Genomic DNA, 19,667 nt, shown 5'->3' with positions numbered 1-19,667 from the left:
TGGCCTACCAGGGAACTCCGCGCGGCCGACACCGGCGAAGAGCGTGACCTTACCGGCAGCCGCGATCAACATCAAACGCGCAAAGGGCCGCATCCCCGTCGCCGGGGATGCGGCCCTCAACTGCCCTGCCGTACCGCTTACTTGCGGATCAGGCTGCGCAGCACGTACTGCATGATGCCGCCGTTGCGGTAGTAGTCCGCCTCACCGGGGGTGTCGATGCGGACGACCGCGTCGAACTCCACACCGGTGTCGGTGGTGACCTTGACCGTGCGCGGCGTGGTGCCGTTGTTGAGCTCCTCGACGCCGGTGAAGGAGAAGGTCTCCTCGCCGGTCAGGCCGAGGGACTCGGCCGAGGCGCCCTCCGGGAACTGGAGCGGCAGGACGCCCATGCCGATGAGGTTCGAGCGGTGGATGCGCTCGTACGACTCGGCGATGACGGCCTTGACGCCGAGGAGCGCGGTGCCCTTGGCGGCCCAGTCACGGGACGAACCCGAGCCGTACTCCTTGCCGGCCAGGATGGCCAGCGGGGTGCCCTGCTCGATGTAGTTGCGCGAGGCGTCGTAGATGAACGACACGGGGCCGTCCGCCTGCGTGAAGTCGCGGGTGTAGCCGCCCTCGGTGCCCGGCGCGATCTGGTTGCGCAGGCGGATGTTGGCGAACGTGCCGCGGATCATGACCTCGTGGTTACCACGGCGCGAGCCGTAGGAGTTGAAGTCACGGCGCTGGACGCCGTGCTCCGTGAGGTACTGGCCGGCCGGGGTGTCGGCCTTGATCGCACCGGCCGGGGAGATGTGGTCGGTGGTGACCGAGTCGCCCAGCTTGGCGAGGACGCGCGCGCCCGTGATGTCGGAGACCGGGGTGGTCTCCATCGTCATGCCCTCGAAGTAAGGGGGCTTGCGGACGTAGGTGGACTCGGAGTCCCACTCGAAGGTGTTGCCGGTCGGGATCGACAGCGCCTGCCACTGGGCGTCACCCGCGAAGACGTCCTGGTAGGACTTGTTGAACATGTCCTCGCCGATGGAGTTGGCGACGACGTCGTTGACCTCGGCCTCCGTCGGCCAGATGTCCGCGAGGTAGACCGGCTTGCCGTCCTGGTCGGTGCCCAGGGCGTCCTTGGTGATGTCGACCTTCATCGAACCGGCGATGGCGTACGCGACGACCAGCGGCGGGGACGCCAGGTAGTTCATCTTGACGTCGGGGTTGATGCGGCCCTCGAAGTTGCGGTTGCCGGAGAGGACCGACGTGACCGCCAGGTCGTGCTCGTTGACCGCCTTCGAGACCTCCTCGGGCAGCGGGCCCGAGTTGCCGATGCAGGTGGTGCAGCCGTAGCCGACGAGGTTGAAGCCGACCTTGTCCAGGTACGGCGTCAGACCGGCCTTGTCGAAGTAGTCGGTGACGACCTTCGAGCCCGGGGCGAGCGTGGTCTTGACCCACGGCTTGCGGGTCAGGCCCTTCTCGACGGCCTTCTTCGCGACGAGCGCGGCGGCGACCATCACGTACGGGTTCGACGTGTTGGTGCAGGACGTGATCGCGGCGACGGTGACGGCGCCGTGGTCGATCTCGTACGTCGAGCCGTCGGGGGCCGTGACCAGGGTCGGGCGCGACGGGACACCGTTGGCGGTGGCCGGGGAGTCGGAGGCCGGGAAGGACTCCTTGCCCGCCTCGTCGTCGTCCTCGACGTAGTTGCGCACGTCGAGCGCGAACTGCTGCGCGGCGTTCGCGAGGACGATGCGGTCCTGCGGGCGCTTCGGGCCGGCGATGGAGGGGACGACCGTGGAGAGGTCGAGCTCCAGCTTCTCGGAGAAGTCGGGCTCGGCGGCCGGGTCGAGCCAGAGGCCCTGCTCCTTGGCGTACGCCTCGACGAGCGCGACCTGCTGCTCGTCACGGCCCGTCAGCTTCAGGTACTTCAGCGTCTCGTCGTCGATCGGGAAGATCGCGGCGGTGGAGCCGAACTCCGGCGACATGTTGCCGATGGTGGCGCGGTTCGCCAGGGAGGTGGCGGCGACGCCCTCACCGTAGAACTCGACGAACTTGCCGACGACGCCGTGCTTGCGCAGCATCTCGGTGATCGTGAGCACGAGGTCCGTGGCGGTGGTGCCGGGCTTGAGCTCACCGGTGAGCTTGAAGCCGACGACGCGCGGGATGAGCATGGAGACCGGCTGACCGAGCATCGCGGCCTCGGCCTCGATGCCGCCGACGCCCCAGCCCAGGACGCCCAGGCCGTTGACCATCGTGGTGTGCGAGTCGGTGCCGACGAGGGTGTCGGGGTAGGCCTGGCCGCCCCGGACCATGACCGTACGAGCGAGGTGCTCGATGTTCACCTGGTGCACGATGCCGGTGCCCGGGGGGACGACCTTGAACTCGTCGAAGGCGGTCTGGCCCCAGCGCAGGAACTGGTAGCGCTCCTTGTTGCGGCCGTACTCCAGCTCGACGTTCTGGCCGAAGGCGTCGGCGGTGCCGAACTTGTCGGCGATGACGGAGTGGTCGATGACCAGCTCGGCCGGGGCCAGCGGGTTGATCTTGGCCGGGTCGCCGCCGAGCTCCTTCACGGCCTCACGCATGGTGGCGAGGTCCACGACACAGGGCACACCGGTGAAGTCCTGCATGATCACGCGGGCGGGCGTGAACTGGATCTCCTGGGACGGCTGGGCCTGGGAGTCCCAGCTGCCGAGCGCACGGATGTGGTCGGCGGTGATGTTCGCGCCGTCCTCGGTGCGGAGCAGGTTCTCAAGGAGAACCTTCAGGCTGTAAGGGAGGCGCGCGGAGCCCTCGACCTTGTCCAGCTTGAAGATCTCGTACGACTCGTCGCCCACGCGCAGCGTGCTGCGGGCGTCGAAGCTGTTCGCCGACACGACAGTCTCCTTCATATATGTGCGCGTTCCACCGCATCCTGCCGCCACGACGGGTTCGCCGATCCGCTAAGGTAAGGCTAAGTTAGGTAACCCTTACCGAGCATGGCGGCTGCGGTGTGCCTCTGTAGATATCTCGATGTCGAGATAACTCTAGTACATGAGGCCGGACTGGTCATGCCCGGGCTTCGCCGAGCCACCCCGCCGTGCCACCGGCGGACCGTCCTCCTCATCGTCCCGCACACCCGCCGGCGCGCCACCAGGGCCGGTTGACGGCCCGTCACTCCAATGGACCCGCCGGAATGCGGCATCTCATATCTGAGATAGCCTGCGGCCATGGCAGACGACTACCTCGTACGTATCGGCAAGCTCATCCGTGACGCCCGTCAGCACCGGGGCTGGACACAGTCGCAGCTCGCCGAGGCGCTCGGTACCAGCCAGAGCGCCGTCAACCGCATCGAGCGCGGCAACCAGAACATCAGCCTTGAGATGATCGCCCGAATAGGCGAGGCGCTCGACAGTGAAATCGTCTCGCTGGGCTACTCGGGTCCGATGCACCTGCGCGTGGTCGGCGGCCGCCGCCTGTCCGGGTCGATCGACGTGAAGACGAGCAAGAACGCCTGCGTGGCGCTGCTGTGCGCCTCGCTCCTCAACAGGGGTCGCACGGTCCTGCGCCGCGTCGCCCGCATCGAGGAGGTCTACCGCCTCCTCGAGGTCCTGAACTCCATCGGTGTCCGCACCCGGTGGATCAACGACGGCGTGGACCTGGAGATCGTGCCGCCGGCCGCCCTCGACATGGACGCCATCGACGCGGTCGCCGCCCGCCGCACGCGCTCGATCATCATGTTCCTCGGCCCGCTCCTGCACCGCCTCGACCACTTCAAGCTGCCGTACGCGGGCGGCTGCGACCTCGGCACCCGCACCATCGAGCCGCACATGATCGCGCTGCGCCGGTTCGGCCTGGACATCACGGCGACCGAGGGGCTCTACCACGCGCAGGTCGAGGCGGGCGTCTCCCCCAGCCGCCCGATCGTGCTGACCGAGCGCGGCGACACCGTGACCGAGAACGCGCTGCTCGCGGCCGCCCGCCACGACGGCGTCACCGTCATCCGCAACGCGTCCTCGAACTACATGGTCCAGGACCTCTGCTTCTTCCTCGAGGCCCTGGGCATACGCGTCGAGGGCATCGGCACGACCACCCTCACCGTGCACGGCGTGCCGCAGATCGACGTCGACGTCGACTACTCGCCGTCCGAGGACCCGGTCGAGGCGATGAGCCTGCTGGCCGCCGCGGTGGTCACCGAGTCCGAACTGACGGTGAAGCGGGTGCCGATCGAGTTCCTGGAGATCGAGCTCGCGGTCCTGGAGGAGATGGGCCTCGACCACGACCGCTCGGCCGAGTACTTCGCGGACAACGGCCGTACGCGCCTGTTGGACCTCACCGTCCGGCCCTCCAAACTGGAGGCGCCGATCGACAAGATCCACCCGATGCCCTTCCCCGGCCTCAACATCGACAACGTGCCCTTCTTCGCGGCCATCGCGGCGGCGGCCCAGGGCAAGACCCTCATCCACGACTGGGTCTACGACAACCGCGCGATCTACCTCACGGACCTGAACCGGCTCGGCGGGCGCCTCCAGCTGCTCGACCCGCACCGCGTCCTCGTCGAGGGCCCGACGCGCTGGCGCGCCGCCGAGATGATGTGCCCGCCCGCACTGCGCCCCGCCGTCGTCGTGCTCCTCGCGATGATGGCCGCCGAGGGCACGTCCGTACTGCGCAACGTCTACGTGATCAACCGCGGCTACGAGGACCTGGCCGAGCGGCTCAACTCCGTTGGCGCACAGATCGAGACGTTCCGGGACATCTGACGCGATCGGCGTCGTTCAGGGCCGCGGGAAGGGGTTGAGCAGTTCCTCTTCCGCGGCCCATCGGCGTATCTGCTCCACGATCAGGCGCTCGGCGCGCGGGCGGAAGGCCGCCGAGCCGCCGGCCACGTGCGGGGTGATGAGGACGCCGGGGGCGTGACGCAGCGCGTGGTCCGCCGGGAGGGGCTCAGGGTCGGTGACGTCGAGGGCGGCGCGCAGCCGGCCCGTGACGGTCTCGGCGAGCAGAGCTTCGGTGTCGAGGGTGCGGCCGCGGCCGACGTTGACGACGAGGGCGCCGTCCGGCAGTGCGGCCATTTCCTTCGGGCCGAACAGGCCGACCGTGGCCGGGTTCTCGGGCAGGACGAGGACCACGATGTCGAGGCCGGGGAGCAGTGCGGGCAGGTCGGCGATCGCGTGGACCCGCTCGTCGGGGCGGGCGCGCCGGGCGACGCGGACGACCTCGGCCTCGCAGGCGAGGAGCCGGGTCTCCAGGGCCGAGCCGATCGAGCCGTGGCCGACGATCGCGACGCGGCTGTCGGCGAGCGAGCGCGTGAAGTGCGGGTCCCAGCGGCCGGCCACCTGGTCGGCGGCCCAGCGGGGCAGTTCGCGCTGGGCCGCGAGGATGAGGCCGAGGGCGTGCTCCGCGGTGGAGGCGTCGTGCAGGCCGCGGCCGTTGTGCAGGGTGACGTCCTCGGGCAGCCGCGGCTGGAGCTTCTCGACTCCGGCGCTGAGGCACTGGACGGCGCGCAGGCGCGGGAGCCGGGGCAGCAGCCGGTCCGCGTCGGGGACCGCGTAGGGCATGACCCAGAACTCCACGGCGTCCAGGACGTCTTGCGGGAGTTCGGACGCGGGCGTCACGCCGTCCCACACGTGGACGCGGACGCCGTCGGGCCAGGGGCCGTGGCGCTGGTCGAGCTGCGACCAGGGGACGAGCACGTCGGTATCGGTCATCGCGGATCTCTCCTTCGGCTTGCTTGCCGTCGTGGCATGCGGCGACCCATTGACCCGGCCACCGCTCCCTCGTAACGTCTTCCCGCCCAGTGAAACACTTTCCACCTCACGGAAAACAGGGGGTCAAGGGATGACAGCGCCGTCGCCCTCCCGGCCGTCCACCGGCGGCTTCTGGAGCTCGACCCGCGCCCGGCACCTGATACCGGTCGCGTTCATCACGTACTCGCTCGCCTATCTCGACAAGTCGAACTACGCGATCGCCTCCGCCGGCGGCATGGCCGACGAGCTGCATCTGTCCGCGGGCCTCGACTCGCTGATCGCCGCGTCGTTCTTCCTCGGCTACTTCTTCTTCCAGATCCCCGGCACGATCTACGCCGAGCAGCGCAGCGCGCGCCGGCTCGTCGCCTGGTCGACGGTGCTGTGGGGGCTGCTCGCCGTGGTACAGGGCCTGTTGAGCAGCCCCGGGCAGCTGATCGCCGTGCGGTTCGCGCTCGGTGTCGTCGAGGGCGCGGTGCTGCCGTCGATGGTGATGCTGCTCAGCCGCTGGTTCACGCACGGCGAGCGCGGCCGCGCCAACACCCTGCTCATCCTGGGCAATCCGGTCACCGTGATGTGGCTGTCCGCCCTGTCGGGCTGGCTGGTGTCGGTGACGGACTGGCGCGTGATGTTCATCGTCGAGGGTGTGCCCTCGGTCGTCTGGGGCCTGTTCTGTCTGCGGCTCATCAAGGACCGCCCCGAGGACGCCGGGTGGGTCGCCCCGGCCGAGCTGGAAGTCCTGCGCGAGGACCGCGCCTCCGTGCCCGCCGCCTCCGGGAACCTGCGCGAGGAGTACGGCAGGGTCCTGCGCTCGCGCCCCGTGCTGCTGATGGCCGTGCAGTACTTCTTCTGGTCGTTCGGCATGTACGGCTTCATCTTCTGGCTGCCGTCGATCGTGAAGAAGGGCTCGGGCGAGGGCATCGGCGCCACCGGTCTGCTGACCGCCGTGCCGTACGCCTTCGCGGTCGTCGCGATGCTGCTCAACTCGCGCCTGTCCGACCGCAGCGGGCGGCGCAAGGCGGCCGTGTGGCCCTGGCTCGGCGTCGGCGGCCTCGCCCTGTTCGGCTCGTACGCGGCCGGGTCCCACTTCCCCGTGGCGCTCGCGCTGCTCGTGGTGGCGGGCCTGTGTCTGTACGCGCCCTACGGCCCGTACTTCGCGCTCGTCTCCACGCTCGCCCCGGCGGGCGTCTCGGGCGCGGCGGTGGCGCTCGTCAACTCGTTCGGCGCGCTCGGCTCGTTCGCCGGGACGTATCTCGTGGGCTGGGTACGCGGCACCTCGCTCGGGGACGCGGGGGCCTTCGCGTTCATGGCGGCGGGCGCGCTGGTCTCGGCCGCGCTGATGCTGGCGGTGCGCGAGCCCCGTCCGTCCGGTCCCCGCCCGGGTACGGTGAACCGGCAGCCCACCGCTGCCACCACCGCCTGAGTGCGCCGGGGACCGGTCCCGGCGTACGGGCGCAGCACACGGGAGACGAGCAGCGTGACCACGACGTCCGGCGACGACATGCTCGGCCGGGGCCTGCGACTCCTCACCGTGCTGGCCGACCATCCCGCGGGCCTGGGGGTGAGTGCCGCGGCCCGCGCCGCGGCGCTCCCGGTCAGCAGCGCCCACCGGCTCCTCGGCCGGCTCGCCGCCGAACGGTTCGTGGCGTACGACGAGGACACCCGGCGCTACGCGCTGGGGGCCAGGGTGCTCGAACTGTCGCGGGGCTTCCAGCGCTCACCGGCCGGCTACTCCGCGGCGGCGGCGCCGATGCGCAGGCTCGCCGACCGCACGGGCCTGCCCGCCATCGCGGGCATCCTCCACGACACGGACGTGCTGCTCGTCCTCACTGCGCAGGGCACGCAGCACCTTCAGCTGCGCAGCGCGGAGGGCACCCGTAACGCCTGGCACGCGACCTCGCTCGGCAAGGTCCTCGTCGCGGGCCTGCCCGAGCGGGAGCGCGACGAGTTGCTCGCGGCCGACCTGAGCGCGGTCACCGCCCGCACGGTGACCGATCCGGCGGCGGTCCGCGAGGAGCTCGACGCCGTGCGCGAGCGCGGCTGGGCCGAGGTCGACGAGGAGAACGAGGTCGGTGTCCGGTCGATCGCCGTCGCCGTGCCCCCGCCGCACGGACAGGCGCCGCGTCTGGCCGTCTCGCTCGGCGCGGCCGTCGCCCTGACCGGCGCCGACGAGCTGCGCGCGCACGTCCCGGCCCTGCGCGCGTGCGCGGAGGACATCGCGGCGCACATGGACCACTGAGCCGGTCTGCGGGTGTGACGGCCGCCGCCCGGTGACATGGATCCCGGGGAGGGCGGCCGCCGGGCCCCCGCACCGCTCCCGGGAGGAACGCACGATGACCGAGCTGATGAAGGCCGTCCAGTACCGCACGGTGGGTGCCGCTCCCGAAGTCGTGCAGATCCCCGTACCCGCCGCCGGTCCCGGCCAGGTGCTGCTGCGGATGACTGCGGCCGGTGTCTGCCACTCCGACATCGCCGTGATGAGCTGGCCCGCCGAGCAGCTGGGCTTCCCCCTGCCGCTCACGCTGGGCCACGAGGGCGTCGGCACGGTCGCGGCGGTGGGTGACGGGGTGACGGCCGTCGAGGCCGGCGACGAGGTCGCCGTCTACGGGCCGTGGGGCTGCGGCACCTGCGCCAAGTGCGCGGAGGGCAAAGAGAATTACTGTCTGCGCGCCAAGGAACTCGGCATCTACCCGCCCGGCCTCGGCGCGCCCGGCGCCATGGCCGAGTACATGGTCGTGGACAGCCCCCGCCATCTCGTCCCGCTCGGCGGCCTCGACCCGGTGCAGGCGGTGCCGCTGACCGACGCCGGTCTGACGCCGTACCACGCGATCAAGCGGTCGCTGCCGAAGCTGGTGCCGGGGTCGGCGGCCGTCGTGATCGGCACGGGCGGGCTCGGGCACGTCGCGATCCAGCTCCTGCGCGCGCTGTCCCCGGCCTGGGTGATCGCGCTCGACGTGAACGAGGAGAAGCTGGCGCTCGCCCGTGAGGTGGGCGCCCATGAGGCGATCCTGTCGGACGCCGAGTCCGTGTCCGTCGTCAGGGAGTTGACCGGCGGCAGGGGCGCCGAGGCGGTCTTCGACTTCGTCGGGGCCGCGCCCACGGTGGCCACGGCGGGCGGCTGCGTGGCGGTCGAGGGCGATGTCACCATCGTCGGCCTCGGCGGCGGCAGCCTCGCGGTCGGCTTCGGCACCACACCGTACGAGGCGTCGGTGACCGCGCCGTACTGGGGCAGCCGCAGCGAGCTGATGGAGGTGCTCGACCTGGCGCGGGCCGGGGTCGTCTCCGTGCACGTGGAGACGTACGGCATCGACAGCGCGCCCACCGCCTACCGGCGGCTGCACGACGGGACCGTGCGTGGACGCGCGGTGATCCTGCCGCAGGAGTAGCCGGCCGGCCCCTCACATCGGGTGCGGGCGTGCTGTGTGGGCCCGACGCCGGGGTCGGTCGGCCCCCGGGCCGATGGACTCCGGCCTAGTCCGGCAGGACCGCCAGGCCGTCCAGTTCCACCAGAGCCTGCTCGTCCCACAGCCGGGTCGTGCCGATCACCGCCATCGCCGGGTAGTCGCGGCCCGCCGACTCACGCCAGATTCGGCCGAGTTCGCGGGCGTGGGTGCGGTAGTCGGCGATGTCGGTGGCGTAGACGGTGACGCGGGCGAGCGTGTCGGGGGTGCCTCCCGCGTGGCGCAGGGCGGTGAGGAGGTTGGTCAGGGCGCGCGCGAACTGCTCCGGGAGCGTGTCACCGGTGATCTTGCCGTCCGCGTCGAGGGCGGTCTGGCCGGCGAGGAAGACGAGGCGGCCGCCGGTGGCGGTGACGGCGTGCGAGAAACCGGTGGGCGGGGAGAGTTCGGGTGGGTTGATCCGCTCGATGCCGCTCACGCGTACAACTCCTTTGCGATGATGGCGCGTTGGACCTCGCTCGCCCCTTCGTAGATGCGGGGGGCCCGCACCTCGCGGTAGAGGTGTTCGAGGAGGTGGCCGCGTTGCAGGGCGCGGGCGCCGTGCAGCTGGACGGCGGTGTCGACGACGTGCTGGGCGGTCTCGGTGGCGAGGAGCTTCGCCATCGCGGCGCGCTGCGGCACGTCGGGGGCGCCCGCGTCGTACGCCGCCGCGGCCGCGTAGACCATGAGGCGGGCCGCCTCGGTGCGCAGGGCGAGATCGGCCACCTGGTGCGCGACGGTCTGGAGGTCCTTCAGCTTGCCGCCGAACGCGTCGCGCCGGGCGGTGTGGGCGAGCGTCGCGTCGAGCGCGGCCTGCGCCATGCCGACGGCGAAGGCGCCGACGCTCGGGCGGAAGAGGTTCAGGGTGGTCATGGCGACGCGGAAGCCGCGGTCCGGTTCGCCGAGCACGTCGTCGGCGGTGACCGGGACCGCGTCGAAGTCGAGGGAGCCGATGGGGTGCGGGGACAGCATGTCGAGGGGGGTGCCGGTGAGTCCGGGGCGGTCGGCGGGGACCAGGAACGCGGTGACTCCGCGCGCTCCGGCGTCCGGGGCCGTACGGGCGAAGACGGTGTAGAAGTCGGCCTCGGGGGCGTTCGAGATCCAGGTCTTCTCGCCGATGAGGCACCAGCCTCCGGTGCCGTCGGGCTCCGCGCGCAGGGCGAGGGCCGCGGCGTCGGAGCCCGCGCCCGGCTCGCTCAGCGCGAAGGCCGCGACGGCGGTGCCGTCACTGACGCGCGGCAGCCAGTGTGCGCGCTGGGCGTCGGTGCCGTAGGCGTGCACGGGGTGCGCGCCCAGCCCCTGGAGGGCGAGCGCGGTCTCGGCCTCCGTGCAGGCGCGGGCGAGGGACTCACGCATCAGGCACAGGTCGAGGGCGCCGGAGCGGAACAGCCGCTCCAGGAGGCCGAGGCGGCCGAGCTCGGCGACGAGCGGCCGGTTCACCTTCCCCGGCTCGCCCTTCTCGGCGAGGGGCGCGAGCCGTTCGGCGGCGAGCGCGCGCAGTTCGGCACACCAGGCGGTCTGCGCCGGGTCGAGCGAGAATGACGGAGCTGCGGACTTTGCGGTCATCTGTCGGCGCCTCCCGGTTCGCCGGCGGCTCGGGCCGGCTCCGTCACGGTATCGCGGACCGTTGACTGTCGTCACCATCACGATACGCTCGTTCCGCGAGCCCACCACCAAGCAGGGTCTTTCGTTCCTAGGGGGCGCACGGCCATGACAGACGCTCCGCCACAGCACACGTCGGCCCACGTCGACACCTTCGCGCGCGACCATCTCCCGCCGCCCGAACTCTGGCCCGACCTCGTCTTCGACCTCCCGGAACTGCGCTATCCGCGGCAACTGAACTGCGGGGCCGAGCTGCTCGACCGCACCGTCGAACGGTTCGGCCCCGACCGGCCCGCGTTCCGCACGGGCGACGGGGCGGTGTGGACCTACGGGGAGCTGCTGCTCCGCGTCGACCGGATCGCGCATCTGCTCAGCGGCGAGCTGGGCGTGCGGCCGGGGAACCGGGTGCTCCTGCGCGGCCCCACCACGCCCTGGCTCGCCGCCTGTTGGCTGGCCGTGATGAAGGCGGGCGCGGTCGCCGTCACCGTGCTCGCGCAGGCGCGCACGCAGGAGCTGGCGACGGTCTGCTCCATCGCCCGGGTCACGCACGCGCTGTGCGACGCCAGGGTCCTGGACGACCTGGTGAAGGCCGAGGTGCCCGGGCTGCGCGTCACGCCGTTCGGCGGCGAAGGCCCCGACGACCTCCTCGGGCGCGGCTCCGGGCTGCCCGAGACGTACGAGGCCGTGGCGACCGCCGCCGACGACGTCGCCCTGATCGCGTTCACGTCGGGCACGACCGGGCGCCCCAAGGGCTGCATGCACTTCCACCGGGACGTCCTCGCCATCGCGGACACGTTCGCGCGCCATGTCCTGCGGCCGACGCCGGACGACGTGTTCGCGGGGAGCCCGCCGCTCGGCTTCACGTTCGGGCTCGGCGGGCTCGTCGTCTTCCCGCTGCGGGCCGGCGCCTCGTCGCTGCTGCTCGAACAGGCGGGGCCGAGGCAGCTGCTGCCCGCGATCGCCGAGCACGGGGTGTCCGTCCTGTTCACCGCGCCGACCGCGTACCGAGCGCTCCTCGACGGCGCCGAGGGGCACACCCTCTCGTCGCTGCGGCGATGCGTCTCCGCGGGCGAGAACCTGCCGGCCGCGACCTGGCGGGCCTGGCACGAGGCGACGGGGATCCGCATCATCAACGGCATCGGCGCCACGGAACTCCTGCACATCTTCATCTCCGCCGCCGACGACGCGATCCGCCCCGGGACGACGGGCGTGCCCGTGCCCGGCTGGCAGGCGCGCGTGATCGACGACGCGGGGTCCGAAGTGCCGGACGGGGAACCGGGGTTGCTCGCCGTGCGCGGCCCGGTCGGCTGCCGCTATCTCGCCGACGAGCGGCAGACGACGTACGTCCGCGGCGGCTGGAACGTCACCGGGGACACGTACGTCCGCGAGCCCGACGGCTACTTCCGGTACGTCGCCCGCGCCGACGACATGATCATTTCGGCGGGGTACAACATCGCGGGCCCCGAGGTCGAGGACGCGCTGCTGCGCCACCCGGACGTCGCGGAGACCGCGGTGGTGGGCCGCCCCGACGACGAGCGCGGGCAGATAGCGGTCGCCTACGTCGTACTGCGCGAGGGCGCCCGCCGGGACCCGGACGCGCTGCGGGCGTTCGTGAAGGCCGAGCTGGTGCCGTACAAGTGCCCGCGCGAGATCGTTTTCCTGGACGCCCTGCCCCGCACGGCGACCGGGAAGCTCCAGCGGTTCCGGCTGCGCTCCGCCGGCGATCTAGAGTGACCACGTGTCCGAGCTGCACACTCCCCGGTCCCTGATCGTCACCCTCTACGGCGCCTACGGGCGCGGCTTTCCCGGCCCCGTGCCCGTCGCCGAGCTGATCCGTCTCCTCGGCACGGTCGGCGTCGACGCGCCCGCCGTGCGGTCCTGTGTGTCCCGCCTCAAGCGGCGCGGGCTGCTCCTGCCGGAGCGCACGGGGTCGGGCGCCGCCGGGTACGCGCTGTCGCCGGCCGCGCGCCAGCTCCTGGACGACGGCGACCGGCGCATCTACGGGGCACCGGCCGGCGAGACGGACGGCTGGGTGCTCGCGGTGTTCTCCGTGCCGGAGGCCGAGCGAGCCAAGCGGCACGTCCTGCGCTCACGGCTGGCCGGGCTCGGCTTCGGCTCGGCGGCGCCCGGCGTGTGGATCGCCCCGGCGGGCCTGCACGAGGAGACCCGGCACACCCTGGAACGCCTCGGGCTCTCCCCGTACGTCGATCTGTTCCGCGGCGAGCACCTGGGGTACGCGGCAACGGCCGACGCGGTGGCGCGCTGGTGGGACCTGGACCGTCTCGCCGCGCTGCACGAGGCGTTCCTCGACGAGCACGCGCCGGTGCTCGCCGCCTGGCAGGCCCGCTCCCCCGGCGACGCCGCGCCGGAGGAGGCGTACCGGGACTACCTCCTCGCCCTCGACTCCTGGCGGCATCTGCCCTACGCGGACCCGGGGCTGCCCGCCGGACTGCTGCCGGCACGGTGGCCGGGCACGCGGTCGGCGAGCGTGTTCCGGGCGCTGCACGAGCGACTGCGGGACGCGGGGGCGGCGTTCACCACCCTCAACCACCCAGCGTGAGGCGGGGCTTGGGAGCGTCGAGCCGCCCGGTCTGGGGCGGCCGGCTGCCCGCCTCGTACGGCTTCGGCCAGGCGACACCGGGACCCGCGTAGCCCTGTTCGGCCGCCGCGTGCAGGGTCCAGTGCGGGTCGTAGAGGTGGGGGCGGGCCAGGGCGCACAGGTCGGTGCGCCCGGCCAGGATCAGCGAGTTGACGTCGTCCCACGAGGAGATCGCGCCGACCGAGATCACCGGGATGCCGGTCTCGTTGCGGATCCGGTCCGCGAACGGCACTTGGTAGGAGCGTCCGTACGCGGGTTTCTCGTCGGCGACGACCTGTCCGGTCGACACGTCGATCGCGTCGGCGCCGTGCGCGGCGAACGCGCGGGCGATCTCCACGGCGTCGTGCGCGTCCGTGCCGCCGTCCGCCCAGTCGGTGGCGGAGATCCGGACGGTCATGGGGCGGTCGCCGGGCCACACGTCGCGTACGGCGTCGAAGACTTCGAGGGGGAAGCGCAGCCGGTTCGGGAGCGAGCCGCCGTACGCGTCCGTCCGGTGATTGCTCAGCGGCGAGAGGAAGCCGGACAGCAGATAGCCGTGGGCGCAGTGCAGTTCGAGGAGGTCGAAGCCGGCGTCGGCGGCGCGCAGGGCGGCGGACGTGAACTGCTCTCGGACATCGGCGAGTTCGCCGGTCGTCAGCTCGTGCGGAGTCTGACTGCCCGGCTTGTACGGGAGCGGGGAAGCGGCGACCAGCGGCCAGTTCCCCTCCGGGAGCGGGTCGTCGATGCCTTCCCACATCAGCTTCGTGGAGCCCTTGCGTCCGGAGTGCCCGAGCTGGACGCCGACCGCCGTGCCGGGGGCCTGGGTGTGCGCGAACTCGGTGATGCGGCGCCAGGCCGCGGCCTGCTCAGGCGTGTAGAGACCGGTGCAGCCCGGGGTGATGCGGCCCTCGGGGCTGACGCACACCATCTCCGTCATGACGAGTCCGGCGCCGCCGAGGGCCCGCGCGCCGAGGTGGACGAGGTGGAAGTCGCCGGGGACGCCGGACTGGGCCGAGTACATGTCCATGGGTGAGACGACGACGCGGTTGCGCAGGGTCAGATCGCGCAGGCGCAGCGGCGTGAACATGGGGGGTGTGCCGGGCGGGCAGCCGAAGTCGCGTTCGACGGCCTCGGTGAAGTGCGGGTCACGCAGGCGCAGGTTGTCGTGCGTGACGCGGCGGCTGCGGGTGAGAAGGTTGAACGCGAACTGGTGTGCCGGCTGGTCGAGATAGAGGCCGAGGTTCTCGAACCACTCCAGGCTGGCGCGGGCCGCGCGCTGGGTGGAGGCGACGACGGGCCGCCGCTCCGCCTCGTACGCCGCGAGCGCCTCGGCCGTGGTGGGCTGTTCCTGGAGGCAGGCGGCGAGCGCGAGGGCGTCCTCGACGGCGAGCTTGGTGCCGGAGCCGATGGAGAAGTGTGCGGTGTGCGCGCTGTCGCCGACGAGGACGACGTTCCCGTGCGACCACTTCTCGTTCACGACCGTGCGGAAGGCGGTCCAGGCGGAGTTGTTCGACCTGAGACCACGGCCGCCCAGGGCGTCGGCGAAGATCTTGGCGCACCTTTCGACGGACTCGCCCACGTCGAGCTCGTCGAATCCGGCCGCCCGCCACACCTCCTCGCGCATCTCGACGATGACGGTGCTGGCGCCGACGGGCAGGTGCGGCCCGGAGGGTCCCGTCGAGGGGTGGTGGTCGGGAGACGGGCGGGCGTACGGGTATCCGTGCAGCTGCATGACGCCGTGCTCGGTCTCGGCGGTCTCGAAGCGGAACGCGTCGAAGGCGAAGTCGGCGGCGAGCCAGATGTAGCGGCAGCGGTGCTGCTCGACGCGCGGCCGGAACGCGTCGGCGTGAGCCTCGCGGGTCGCGCTGTGCACTCCGTCGGCGGCGACGACCAGGTCGTGGTCGCGGGTGAGGTCCGCCGCCGATGGCGCCTCCGAACGGAAGCGGAGGTTCACGCCGAGCTGCCGGCAGCGCTCGTGGAGGATTTCGAGGAGCCTGCGGCGGCCGAGCGCGGCGAAGCCGTGGCCGCCCGAGGTGTGGCGGGTGCCGCGGTGCACGACGTCGATGTCGTCCCAGCGCACGAACTCCGCCTGGAGCGCGGCGTGGACGACGGGGTCGGCGTGCTCGATGCCGCCGAGCGTCTCGTCGGAGAGGACGACGCCGAAGCCGAAGGTGTCGTCGGGGGCGTTGCGCTCCCAGAGCGTGATGTCGCGGCGCGGGTCGAGCCGCTTGAGGAGGGCGGCGGCGTACAGGCCGCCGGGTCCGCCGCCGATGACCGCCACTCGCAGGGGTTCCATGGTCACCGCCCCTGCCACTTGGGCGCGCGCTTCTCCGTGAAGGCCGCGTGGAACTCGGCGTAGTCCTCGCCGTTCATGAGGAGGGCCTGGGTCGCGGCGTCCATTTCCACGGCGGCGGCCAGCGGCATGTCGAGTTCGGCGGTGAGCAGGGCCTTGGTCTGGGCGTACGCGAGGGCGGGCCCCTCGGCGAGGCGGCGGGCCAGGGTCTGCGCGGCCTCGTCGACCTGGCCCTCGTCGGTCAGCTCGCTGATCAGGCCGATGCGCTCGGCCTCGGGGGCGCGCACCGGATCGCCCAGCATGAGCAGGCGTGTCGCGTGGCCGAGGCCGACGACGCGGGGCAGCAGATACGCGGCGCCCATGTCGCCGCCGGACAGGCCGACGCGGGTGAACAGGAACGCGAAGCGGGCGCTCGGGTCGGCGACGCGGAAGTCGGCGGCGAGTGCGAGGACGGCGCCCGCGCCCGCGGCGACCCCGTGCACGGCGGCGATCACCGGGAAGGGGCACTCGCGCACGGCCCGTACGACCTGGCCGGTCATCCGGTTGAAGTCGAGGAGCTGGGCGGTGTCCATGGCGAGGGTGGCGCCGATGATCTCGTCCACGTCACCGCCGGAGCAGAATCCGCGGCCCTCGCCGGCCAGCACAAGGGCGCGTACGGAGCGCTCGCGGGACAGCTCGGCGAGCAGGTCGCGCAGGTCGGCGTAGGCGCCGAAGGTGAGCGCGTTGAGCTTGTCGGGGCGGGCCAGGGTGACGGTCGCGACCCCGTCGTCGACGGCGTACCTCAGATGCCGCCAGTCGTCGGTGCGGGGCGCGGAGCCGGTGAAGGGACTCATGGCGGTGCGGCCTCCTCGGGCGGGGGCGGCGGACGGTTCGGCGCACCTGCGTCAGGCACGTCGCTCCCTGAAGTTATCACCGCTTCGTGACTTCCGTCACGAGTACGCGATACGCAATCCTGGTGACAGGCGTTCAGCCCGGGTAGGGAGCGCCTATGAGACAAGTGACGAACGTCCCGCGGAAAGAGCGTCGGGCGGCTCTGTCCAGCGACGCCTTACCATTCGTATGGTTGAAAGCAGGACAGCTCCCCCGCTGTCAGCCCCTGTCACCCGCTGTCAGGACACCTGCACCCTGAACGGACCCACCGTGACCACACCGCCCGCCCCCACCTCCTGGCGTATCGCGCTGCCGCACACCGCCGCCGCGGTGCCGGTCGCGCGCGCCCTGGTGCGCACGGCCCTGGCGGAGATCGAGTCGCCCGTCGCCGACAGCGACACGGCGGAGCTGCTCACGGCCGAGCTGGTGGCGAACGCCGTCGAGCACACGGCGGGAGCCGGCCCCATCGAGCTGGTGGTGGAGCTGCTGGCGTCGGGCTGTCAGGTCGAGGTGCACGACGGCGACCCGGCGCCGCCCGGCGATCTGACCCTCCCGGGTCCGGCCGAGGAGCCGGACCCGTGGCAGGAGCACGGGCGCGGGCTGCTGCTCATCCGCACCCTGAGCTCGTCCTGCGGACATCGCCCCACCGCGTCCGGCAAGGCGGTCTGGTTCACCCTTCCCGCGGTGCCGGCGCAGCGGAGAAGCCCGGAGTAGGACGCGCCTCCCCTGCCGGGGCGGGGGTCAGGCCAGCGTGGCGACCATGATCGCCTTGATGGTGTGCAGCCGGTTCTCGGCCTCGTCAAAGACGACCGAGTGCGCCGACTCGAAGACCTCGTCCGTGACCTCCAGGGAGTCCAGGCCGTACGCCTCGTGGATCTCGCGCCCGACCTTGGTGCCCAGGTCGTGGAAGGCCGGCAGGCAGTGCAGGAACTTGACGTCCGCGTTCCCCGTGGCGCGCAGGACGTCCATGGTCACGGCGTACGGCGCCAGAGCGGCTATGCGCTCGGCCCACACCTCCTTGGGCTCCCCCATGGAGACCCAGACGTCGGTGACCACGAAGTCGGCACCCGCGACGCCCTCGGGGATGTCCTCGGTGAGCGTGATCCGGGCGCCGCTCGTCTCGGCGAGCTTGCGGGCCTGCACCACGATCTCGTCGGCCGGCCAGTACTCACGCGGCGCCACGATGCGGACGTCCATGCCGAGCAGCGCGCCGGTCACCAGGTACGAGTTGCCCATGTTGAAGCGGGCGTCACCGAGGTAGGAGAAGGCGATCCGCTCCAGCGGCCTGTCGCAGTGCTCGACCATCGTGAGCACGTCGGCGAGCATCTGCGTGGGGTGCCAGTCGTCGGTCAGGCCGTTGTAGACCGGCACGCCCGCGTACGCGGCGAGCTCCTCGACGCCGGACTGGCTGTCCCCGCGGTACTCGATGGCGTCGAACATCCGACCGAGGACGCGGGCGGTGTCCCGTACGGACTCCTTGTGGCCGATCTGCGAGCCGGACGGGTCCAGGTAGGTCGTGGAAGCACCCTGGTCGGCCGCGGCGACCTCGAAGGCGCAGCGCGTACGGGTGGAGGTCTTCTCGAAGATCAGCGCGATGTTCCGGCCCGCGAGATGGCGCGTCTCCGTCCCGGCCTTCTTGGCCGCCTTCAGCTCGGCGGCGAGGTCGATCAGGCCGCGGAACTCCTCGGCGGTGAAGTCCACCTCCTTGAGGAAGTGGCGGCCGGTGAGGTCGGGACGGACTGTCGCCATGGGGCGCTCCTGGGGTACGCGTAAAGGGCTAGGGCATCAGAGATGCTGGAAGTCTATACGATGCTCCACATTTCTATACAGTGCCAGGTTCCGGAGACCACCGCTCCAGATGTTCCGGGTACCACATGTTCCGGGGATCACCGCTCTACACAGGGTCCCTCTCGACCGGGCAGCTCATGCAGCGCGGGCCGCCCCTCCCCCGCCCCAGCTCACTGCCCAGGATCTCTATGACCTCGATGCCCTGCTTGCGCAGATAGGTGTTCGTCGTCGCGTTGCGCTCGTAGGCGACGACGACGCCCGGCTCCACCGCCAGCACGTTGCACCCGTCGTCCCACTGCTCCCGCTCGGCCGCGTGCACGTCCTGCGTGGCGGTCAGGACCCGGATCTCGCTGAGGCCGAGCGCGGCCGCGATGGCCCGGTGCATGTGCTCCGGCGGATGGTCGGTGACCTTCAAGTCCCGCTCGCCCACGCCCGGTTCGATGGTGTACGAGCGCAGCATGCCGAGCCCCGCGTACTGCGTGAACGTGTCGCCGTCGACCATCGTCATCACGGTGTCGAGGTGCATGAACGCCCGCCGCTTCGGCATGTCGAGGGCCACGATCGTCTGCGCGGAGCCCTCCGCGAACAGCTTGTGCGCCAGCATCTCGACGGCCTGCGGGGTGGTGCGCTCGCTCATGCCGATGAGTACGGCGCCCTGCCCGATCACCAGGACGTCGCCGCCCTCGATCGTGGACGGGTAGTCGGCCTGCCCCTCCGACCACAGGTGGAAGCCCGCGTCGCGGAACAGCGGATGGTGCCGGTAGATCGCCTCGAAGTGGACGGTCTCGCGCTGCCGGGCGGGCCAGCGCATCGCGTTGATGGAGACGCCGTCGTAGATCCAGGCCGAGGTGTCGCGGGTGAACAGGTGGTTGGGCAGCGGGCCGAGCAGGAAGTCGTCGAGGTCCATCGCGTGGAAGCGGACCGACGTCGGCTCGGGGTGCCGGTCGAGGAACTCCCGCTTGGTCATGCCGCCGACCAGCGCCTCGGCCAGGTCCGTGGCCGGCATCGTCTCGAAGGCGGCCCTGAGGTGGTCGGTGGCGAGCGGACCGTACTCCTTCTCGTCGAAGACCCGGTCGAGGACGAGGGATCTGGCGTCCCCGATGGCGAGCGCCTCGGTGAGCAGGTCGCCGAAGAGGTGCACGGTCACGCCGCGGTCGCGCAGCACGTCGGCGAACCCGTCGTGCTCCTGCCGCGCGCGGCGCACCCACAGCACGTCGTCGAAGAGCAACGCGTCCTTGTTGCTCGGCGTGAGCCGCTTGAGCTCCAGATCGGGGCGGTGCAGGATGACGCGGCGCAGGCGCCCGGCCTCGGAGTCGACGTGGAATCCCATGGATCCATCTTTCCCCGGCCGGACAGCCCGTGCCCGTGCAATCAAGGAGCTGGGTGGCGGCTCACATCAG

Annotated in this window: 15 protein-coding genes; 7 read left to right on the top strand and 8 right to left on the bottom strand. The window is 71.7% G+C overall.

Going from position 1 to position 19,667, the window contains the following annotated elements; translation table 11 throughout:
• Positions 1-137: 137 nt before the first annotated feature.
• Positions 138-2,852 (bottom strand): aconitate hydratase AcnA, encoded by a 2,715-nt coding sequence (gene acnA, locus LGI35_RS32750; protein WP_279348656.1) that lies wholly within the window; start codon positions 2,850-2,852, stop codon positions 138-140.
• 333 nt (positions 2,853-3,185) lie between these two features.
• Here acnA and LGI35_RS32745 point away from each other — a divergent pair, with 333 nt between their 5' ends.
• Complete coding sequence (locus LGI35_RS32745; protein ID WP_227297892.1) at positions 3,186-4,715, top strand: helix-turn-helix domain-containing protein; 1,530 nt, start codon at positions 3,186-3,188, stop codon at positions 4,713-4,715.
• 15 nt (positions 4,716-4,730) lie between these two features.
• On the opposite strand, the gene LGI35_RS32740 is transcribed toward LGI35_RS32745, so the two are convergent.
• Positions 4,731-5,663: a 2-hydroxyacid dehydrogenase gene (locus tag LGI35_RS32740; protein ID WP_227297891.1), complete on the bottom strand. Its 933-nt coding sequence runs from the start codon at positions 5,661-5,663 to the stop codon at positions 4,731-4,733.
• A gap of 130 nt (positions 5,664-5,793) precedes the next feature.
• On the opposite strand from LGI35_RS32740, the gene LGI35_RS32735 reads away from it, so the two are divergent.
• From LGI35_RS32735 to LGI35_RS32725, 3 genes are all read left to right on the top strand, one after another.
• Positions 5,794-7,122: an MFS transporter gene (locus LGI35_RS32735; protein WP_227297890.1), complete on the top strand. Its 1,329-nt coding sequence runs from the start codon at positions 5,794-5,796 to the stop codon at positions 7,120-7,122.
• A gap of 54 nt (positions 7,123-7,176) precedes the next feature.
• On the top strand, positions 7,177-7,938 hold the full coding sequence (locus LGI35_RS32730; protein ID WP_227297889.1) for an IclR family transcriptional regulator: 762 nt from the start codon (positions 7,177-7,179) through the stop codon (positions 7,936-7,938).
• A gap of 106 nt (positions 7,939-8,044) precedes the next feature.
• Positions 8,045-9,085: an NAD(P)-dependent alcohol dehydrogenase gene (locus LGI35_RS32725; protein WP_227300618.1), complete on the top strand. Its 1,041-nt coding sequence runs from the start codon at positions 8,045-8,047 to the stop codon at positions 9,083-9,085.
• A gap of 85 nt (positions 9,086-9,170) precedes the next feature.
• Here the strand turns inward: LGI35_RS32725 and LGI35_RS32720 are convergent, their stop codons facing one another.
• Together LGI35_RS32720 and LGI35_RS32715 are read right to left on the bottom strand one after the other, a co-directional pair.
• On the bottom strand, positions 9,171-9,575 hold the full coding sequence (locus LGI35_RS32720; RefSeq protein WP_227297888.1) for a RidA family protein: 405 nt from the start codon (positions 9,573-9,575) through the stop codon (positions 9,171-9,173).
• Positions 9,572-10,702, bottom strand: a complete 1,131-nt coding sequence (locus LGI35_RS32715) for an acyl-CoA dehydrogenase family protein (RefSeq protein ID WP_227297887.1) — start codon at positions 10,700-10,702, stop codon at positions 9,572-9,574. Before LGI35_RS32715 ends, LGI35_RS32720 begins: the two co-directional genes overlap by 4 nt.
• Before the next feature lie 144 nt (positions 10,703-10,846).
• On the opposite strand from LGI35_RS32715, the gene LGI35_RS32710 reads away from it, so the two are divergent.
• Entirely contained in the window at positions 10,847-12,472 is a 1,626-nt protein-coding gene (locus LGI35_RS32710) for an AMP-binding protein (protein WP_227297886.1), read from the top strand.
• Positions 12,473-12,476: 4 nt separating this feature from the next.
• Positions 12,477-13,298, top strand: a complete 822-nt coding sequence (locus tag LGI35_RS32705; RefSeq protein ID WP_227297885.1) for a PaaX family transcriptional regulator — start codon at positions 12,477-12,479, stop codon at positions 13,296-13,298.
• Here LGI35_RS32705 and LGI35_RS32700 read toward each other — a convergent pair.
• On the bottom strand, positions 13,282-15,612 hold the full coding sequence (locus LGI35_RS32700; RefSeq protein ID WP_227297884.1) for a bifunctional salicylyl-CoA 5-hydroxylase/oxidoreductase: 2,331 nt from the start codon (positions 15,610-15,612) through the stop codon (positions 13,282-13,284). The genes LGI35_RS32705 and LGI35_RS32700 overlap by 17 nt on opposite strands.
• A 2-nt stretch (positions 15,613-15,614) precedes the next feature.
• Positions 15,615-16,442: an enoyl-CoA hydratase family protein gene (locus LGI35_RS32695; protein WP_227297883.1), complete on the bottom strand. Its 828-nt coding sequence runs from the start codon at positions 16,440-16,442 to the stop codon at positions 15,615-15,617.
• Positions 16,443-16,668: 226 nt separating this feature from the next.
• Between LGI35_RS32695 and LGI35_RS32690 the strand changes: the two genes are divergently transcribed.
• Positions 16,669-17,193: an ATP-binding protein gene (locus LGI35_RS32690; RefSeq protein WP_227297882.1), complete on the top strand. Its 525-nt coding sequence runs from the start codon at positions 16,669-16,671 to the stop codon at positions 17,191-17,193.
• A gap of 27 nt (positions 17,194-17,220) precedes the next feature.
• On the opposite strand, the gene argF is transcribed toward LGI35_RS32690, so the two are convergent.
• Together argF and LGI35_RS32680 are read right to left on the bottom strand one after the other, a co-directional pair.
• On the bottom strand, positions 17,221-18,228 hold the full coding sequence (gene argF, locus LGI35_RS32685; RefSeq protein ID WP_227297881.1) for an ornithine carbamoyltransferase: 1,008 nt from the start codon (positions 18,226-18,228) through the stop codon (positions 17,221-17,223).
• A gap of 145 nt (positions 18,229-18,373) precedes the next feature.
• The gene (locus tag LGI35_RS32680; protein ID WP_227297880.1) at positions 18,374-19,597 is read right to left on the bottom strand and encodes an arginine deiminase; all 1,224 of its coding nucleotides are present in this window, start codon (positions 19,595-19,597) and stop codon (positions 18,374-18,376) included.
• Between the last annotated feature and the right edge of the window lie 70 nt (positions 19,598-19,667).

The organism is Streptomyces longhuiensis (assembly GCF_020616555.1).
GTDB classification, from domain to species: Bacteria; Actinomycetota; Actinomycetes; order Streptomycetales; family Streptomycetaceae; genus Streptomyces; species Streptomyces longhuiensis.
This window is presented reverse-complemented; position numbering and strand designations above follow the sequence as displayed.

What these genes read in the sequence shown, in the direction of transcription:
- LGI35_RS32735 (WP_227297890.1), top strand. Translation starts at nt 5,794, where the DNA reads ATGACAGCGCCGTCGCCCTCCCGGCCGTCCACCGGCGGCTTCTGGAGC.
- LGI35_RS32690 (WP_227297882.1), top strand. Translation starts at nt 16,669, where the DNA reads ATGGTTGAAAGCAGGACAGCTCCCCCGCTGTCAGCCCCTGTCACCCGC.
- argF (WP_227297881.1), bottom strand. Translation starts at nt 18,228, where the DNA reads ATGGCGACAGTCCGTCCCGACCTCACCGGCCGCCACTTCCTCAAGGAG.
- LGI35_RS32710 (WP_227297886.1), top strand. Translation starts at nt 10,847, where the DNA reads ATGACAGACGCTCCGCCACAGCACACGTCGGCCCACGTCGACACCTTC.
- LGI35_RS32745 (WP_227297892.1), top strand. Translation starts at nt 3,186, where the DNA reads ATGGCAGACGACTACCTCGTACGTATCGGCAAGCTCATCCGTGACGCC.
- LGI35_RS32695 (WP_227297883.1), bottom strand. Translation starts at nt 16,442, where the DNA reads ATGAGTCCCTTCACCGGCTCCGCGCCCCGCACCGACGACTGGCGGCAT.
- LGI35_RS32725 (WP_227300618.1), top strand. Translation starts at nt 8,045, where the DNA reads ATGAAGGCCGTCCAGTACCGCACGGTGGGTGCCGCTCCCGAAGTCGTG.
- LGI35_RS32740 (WP_227297891.1), bottom strand. Translation starts at nt 5,663, where the DNA reads ATGACCGATACCGACGTGCTCGTCCCCTGGTCGCAGCTCGACCAGCGC.
- LGI35_RS32700 (WP_227297884.1), bottom strand. Translation starts at nt 15,612, where the DNA reads ATGGAACCCCTGCGAGTGGCGGTCATCGGCGGCGGACCCGGCGGCCTG.
- LGI35_RS32715 (WP_227297887.1), bottom strand. Translation starts at nt 10,702, where the DNA reads ATGACCGCAAAGTCCGCAGCTCCGTCATTCTCGCTCGACCCGGCGCAG.
- LGI35_RS32680 (WP_227297880.1), bottom strand. Translation starts at nt 19,597, where the DNA reads ATGGGATTCCACGTCGACTCCGAGGCCGGGCGCCTGCGCCGCGTCATC.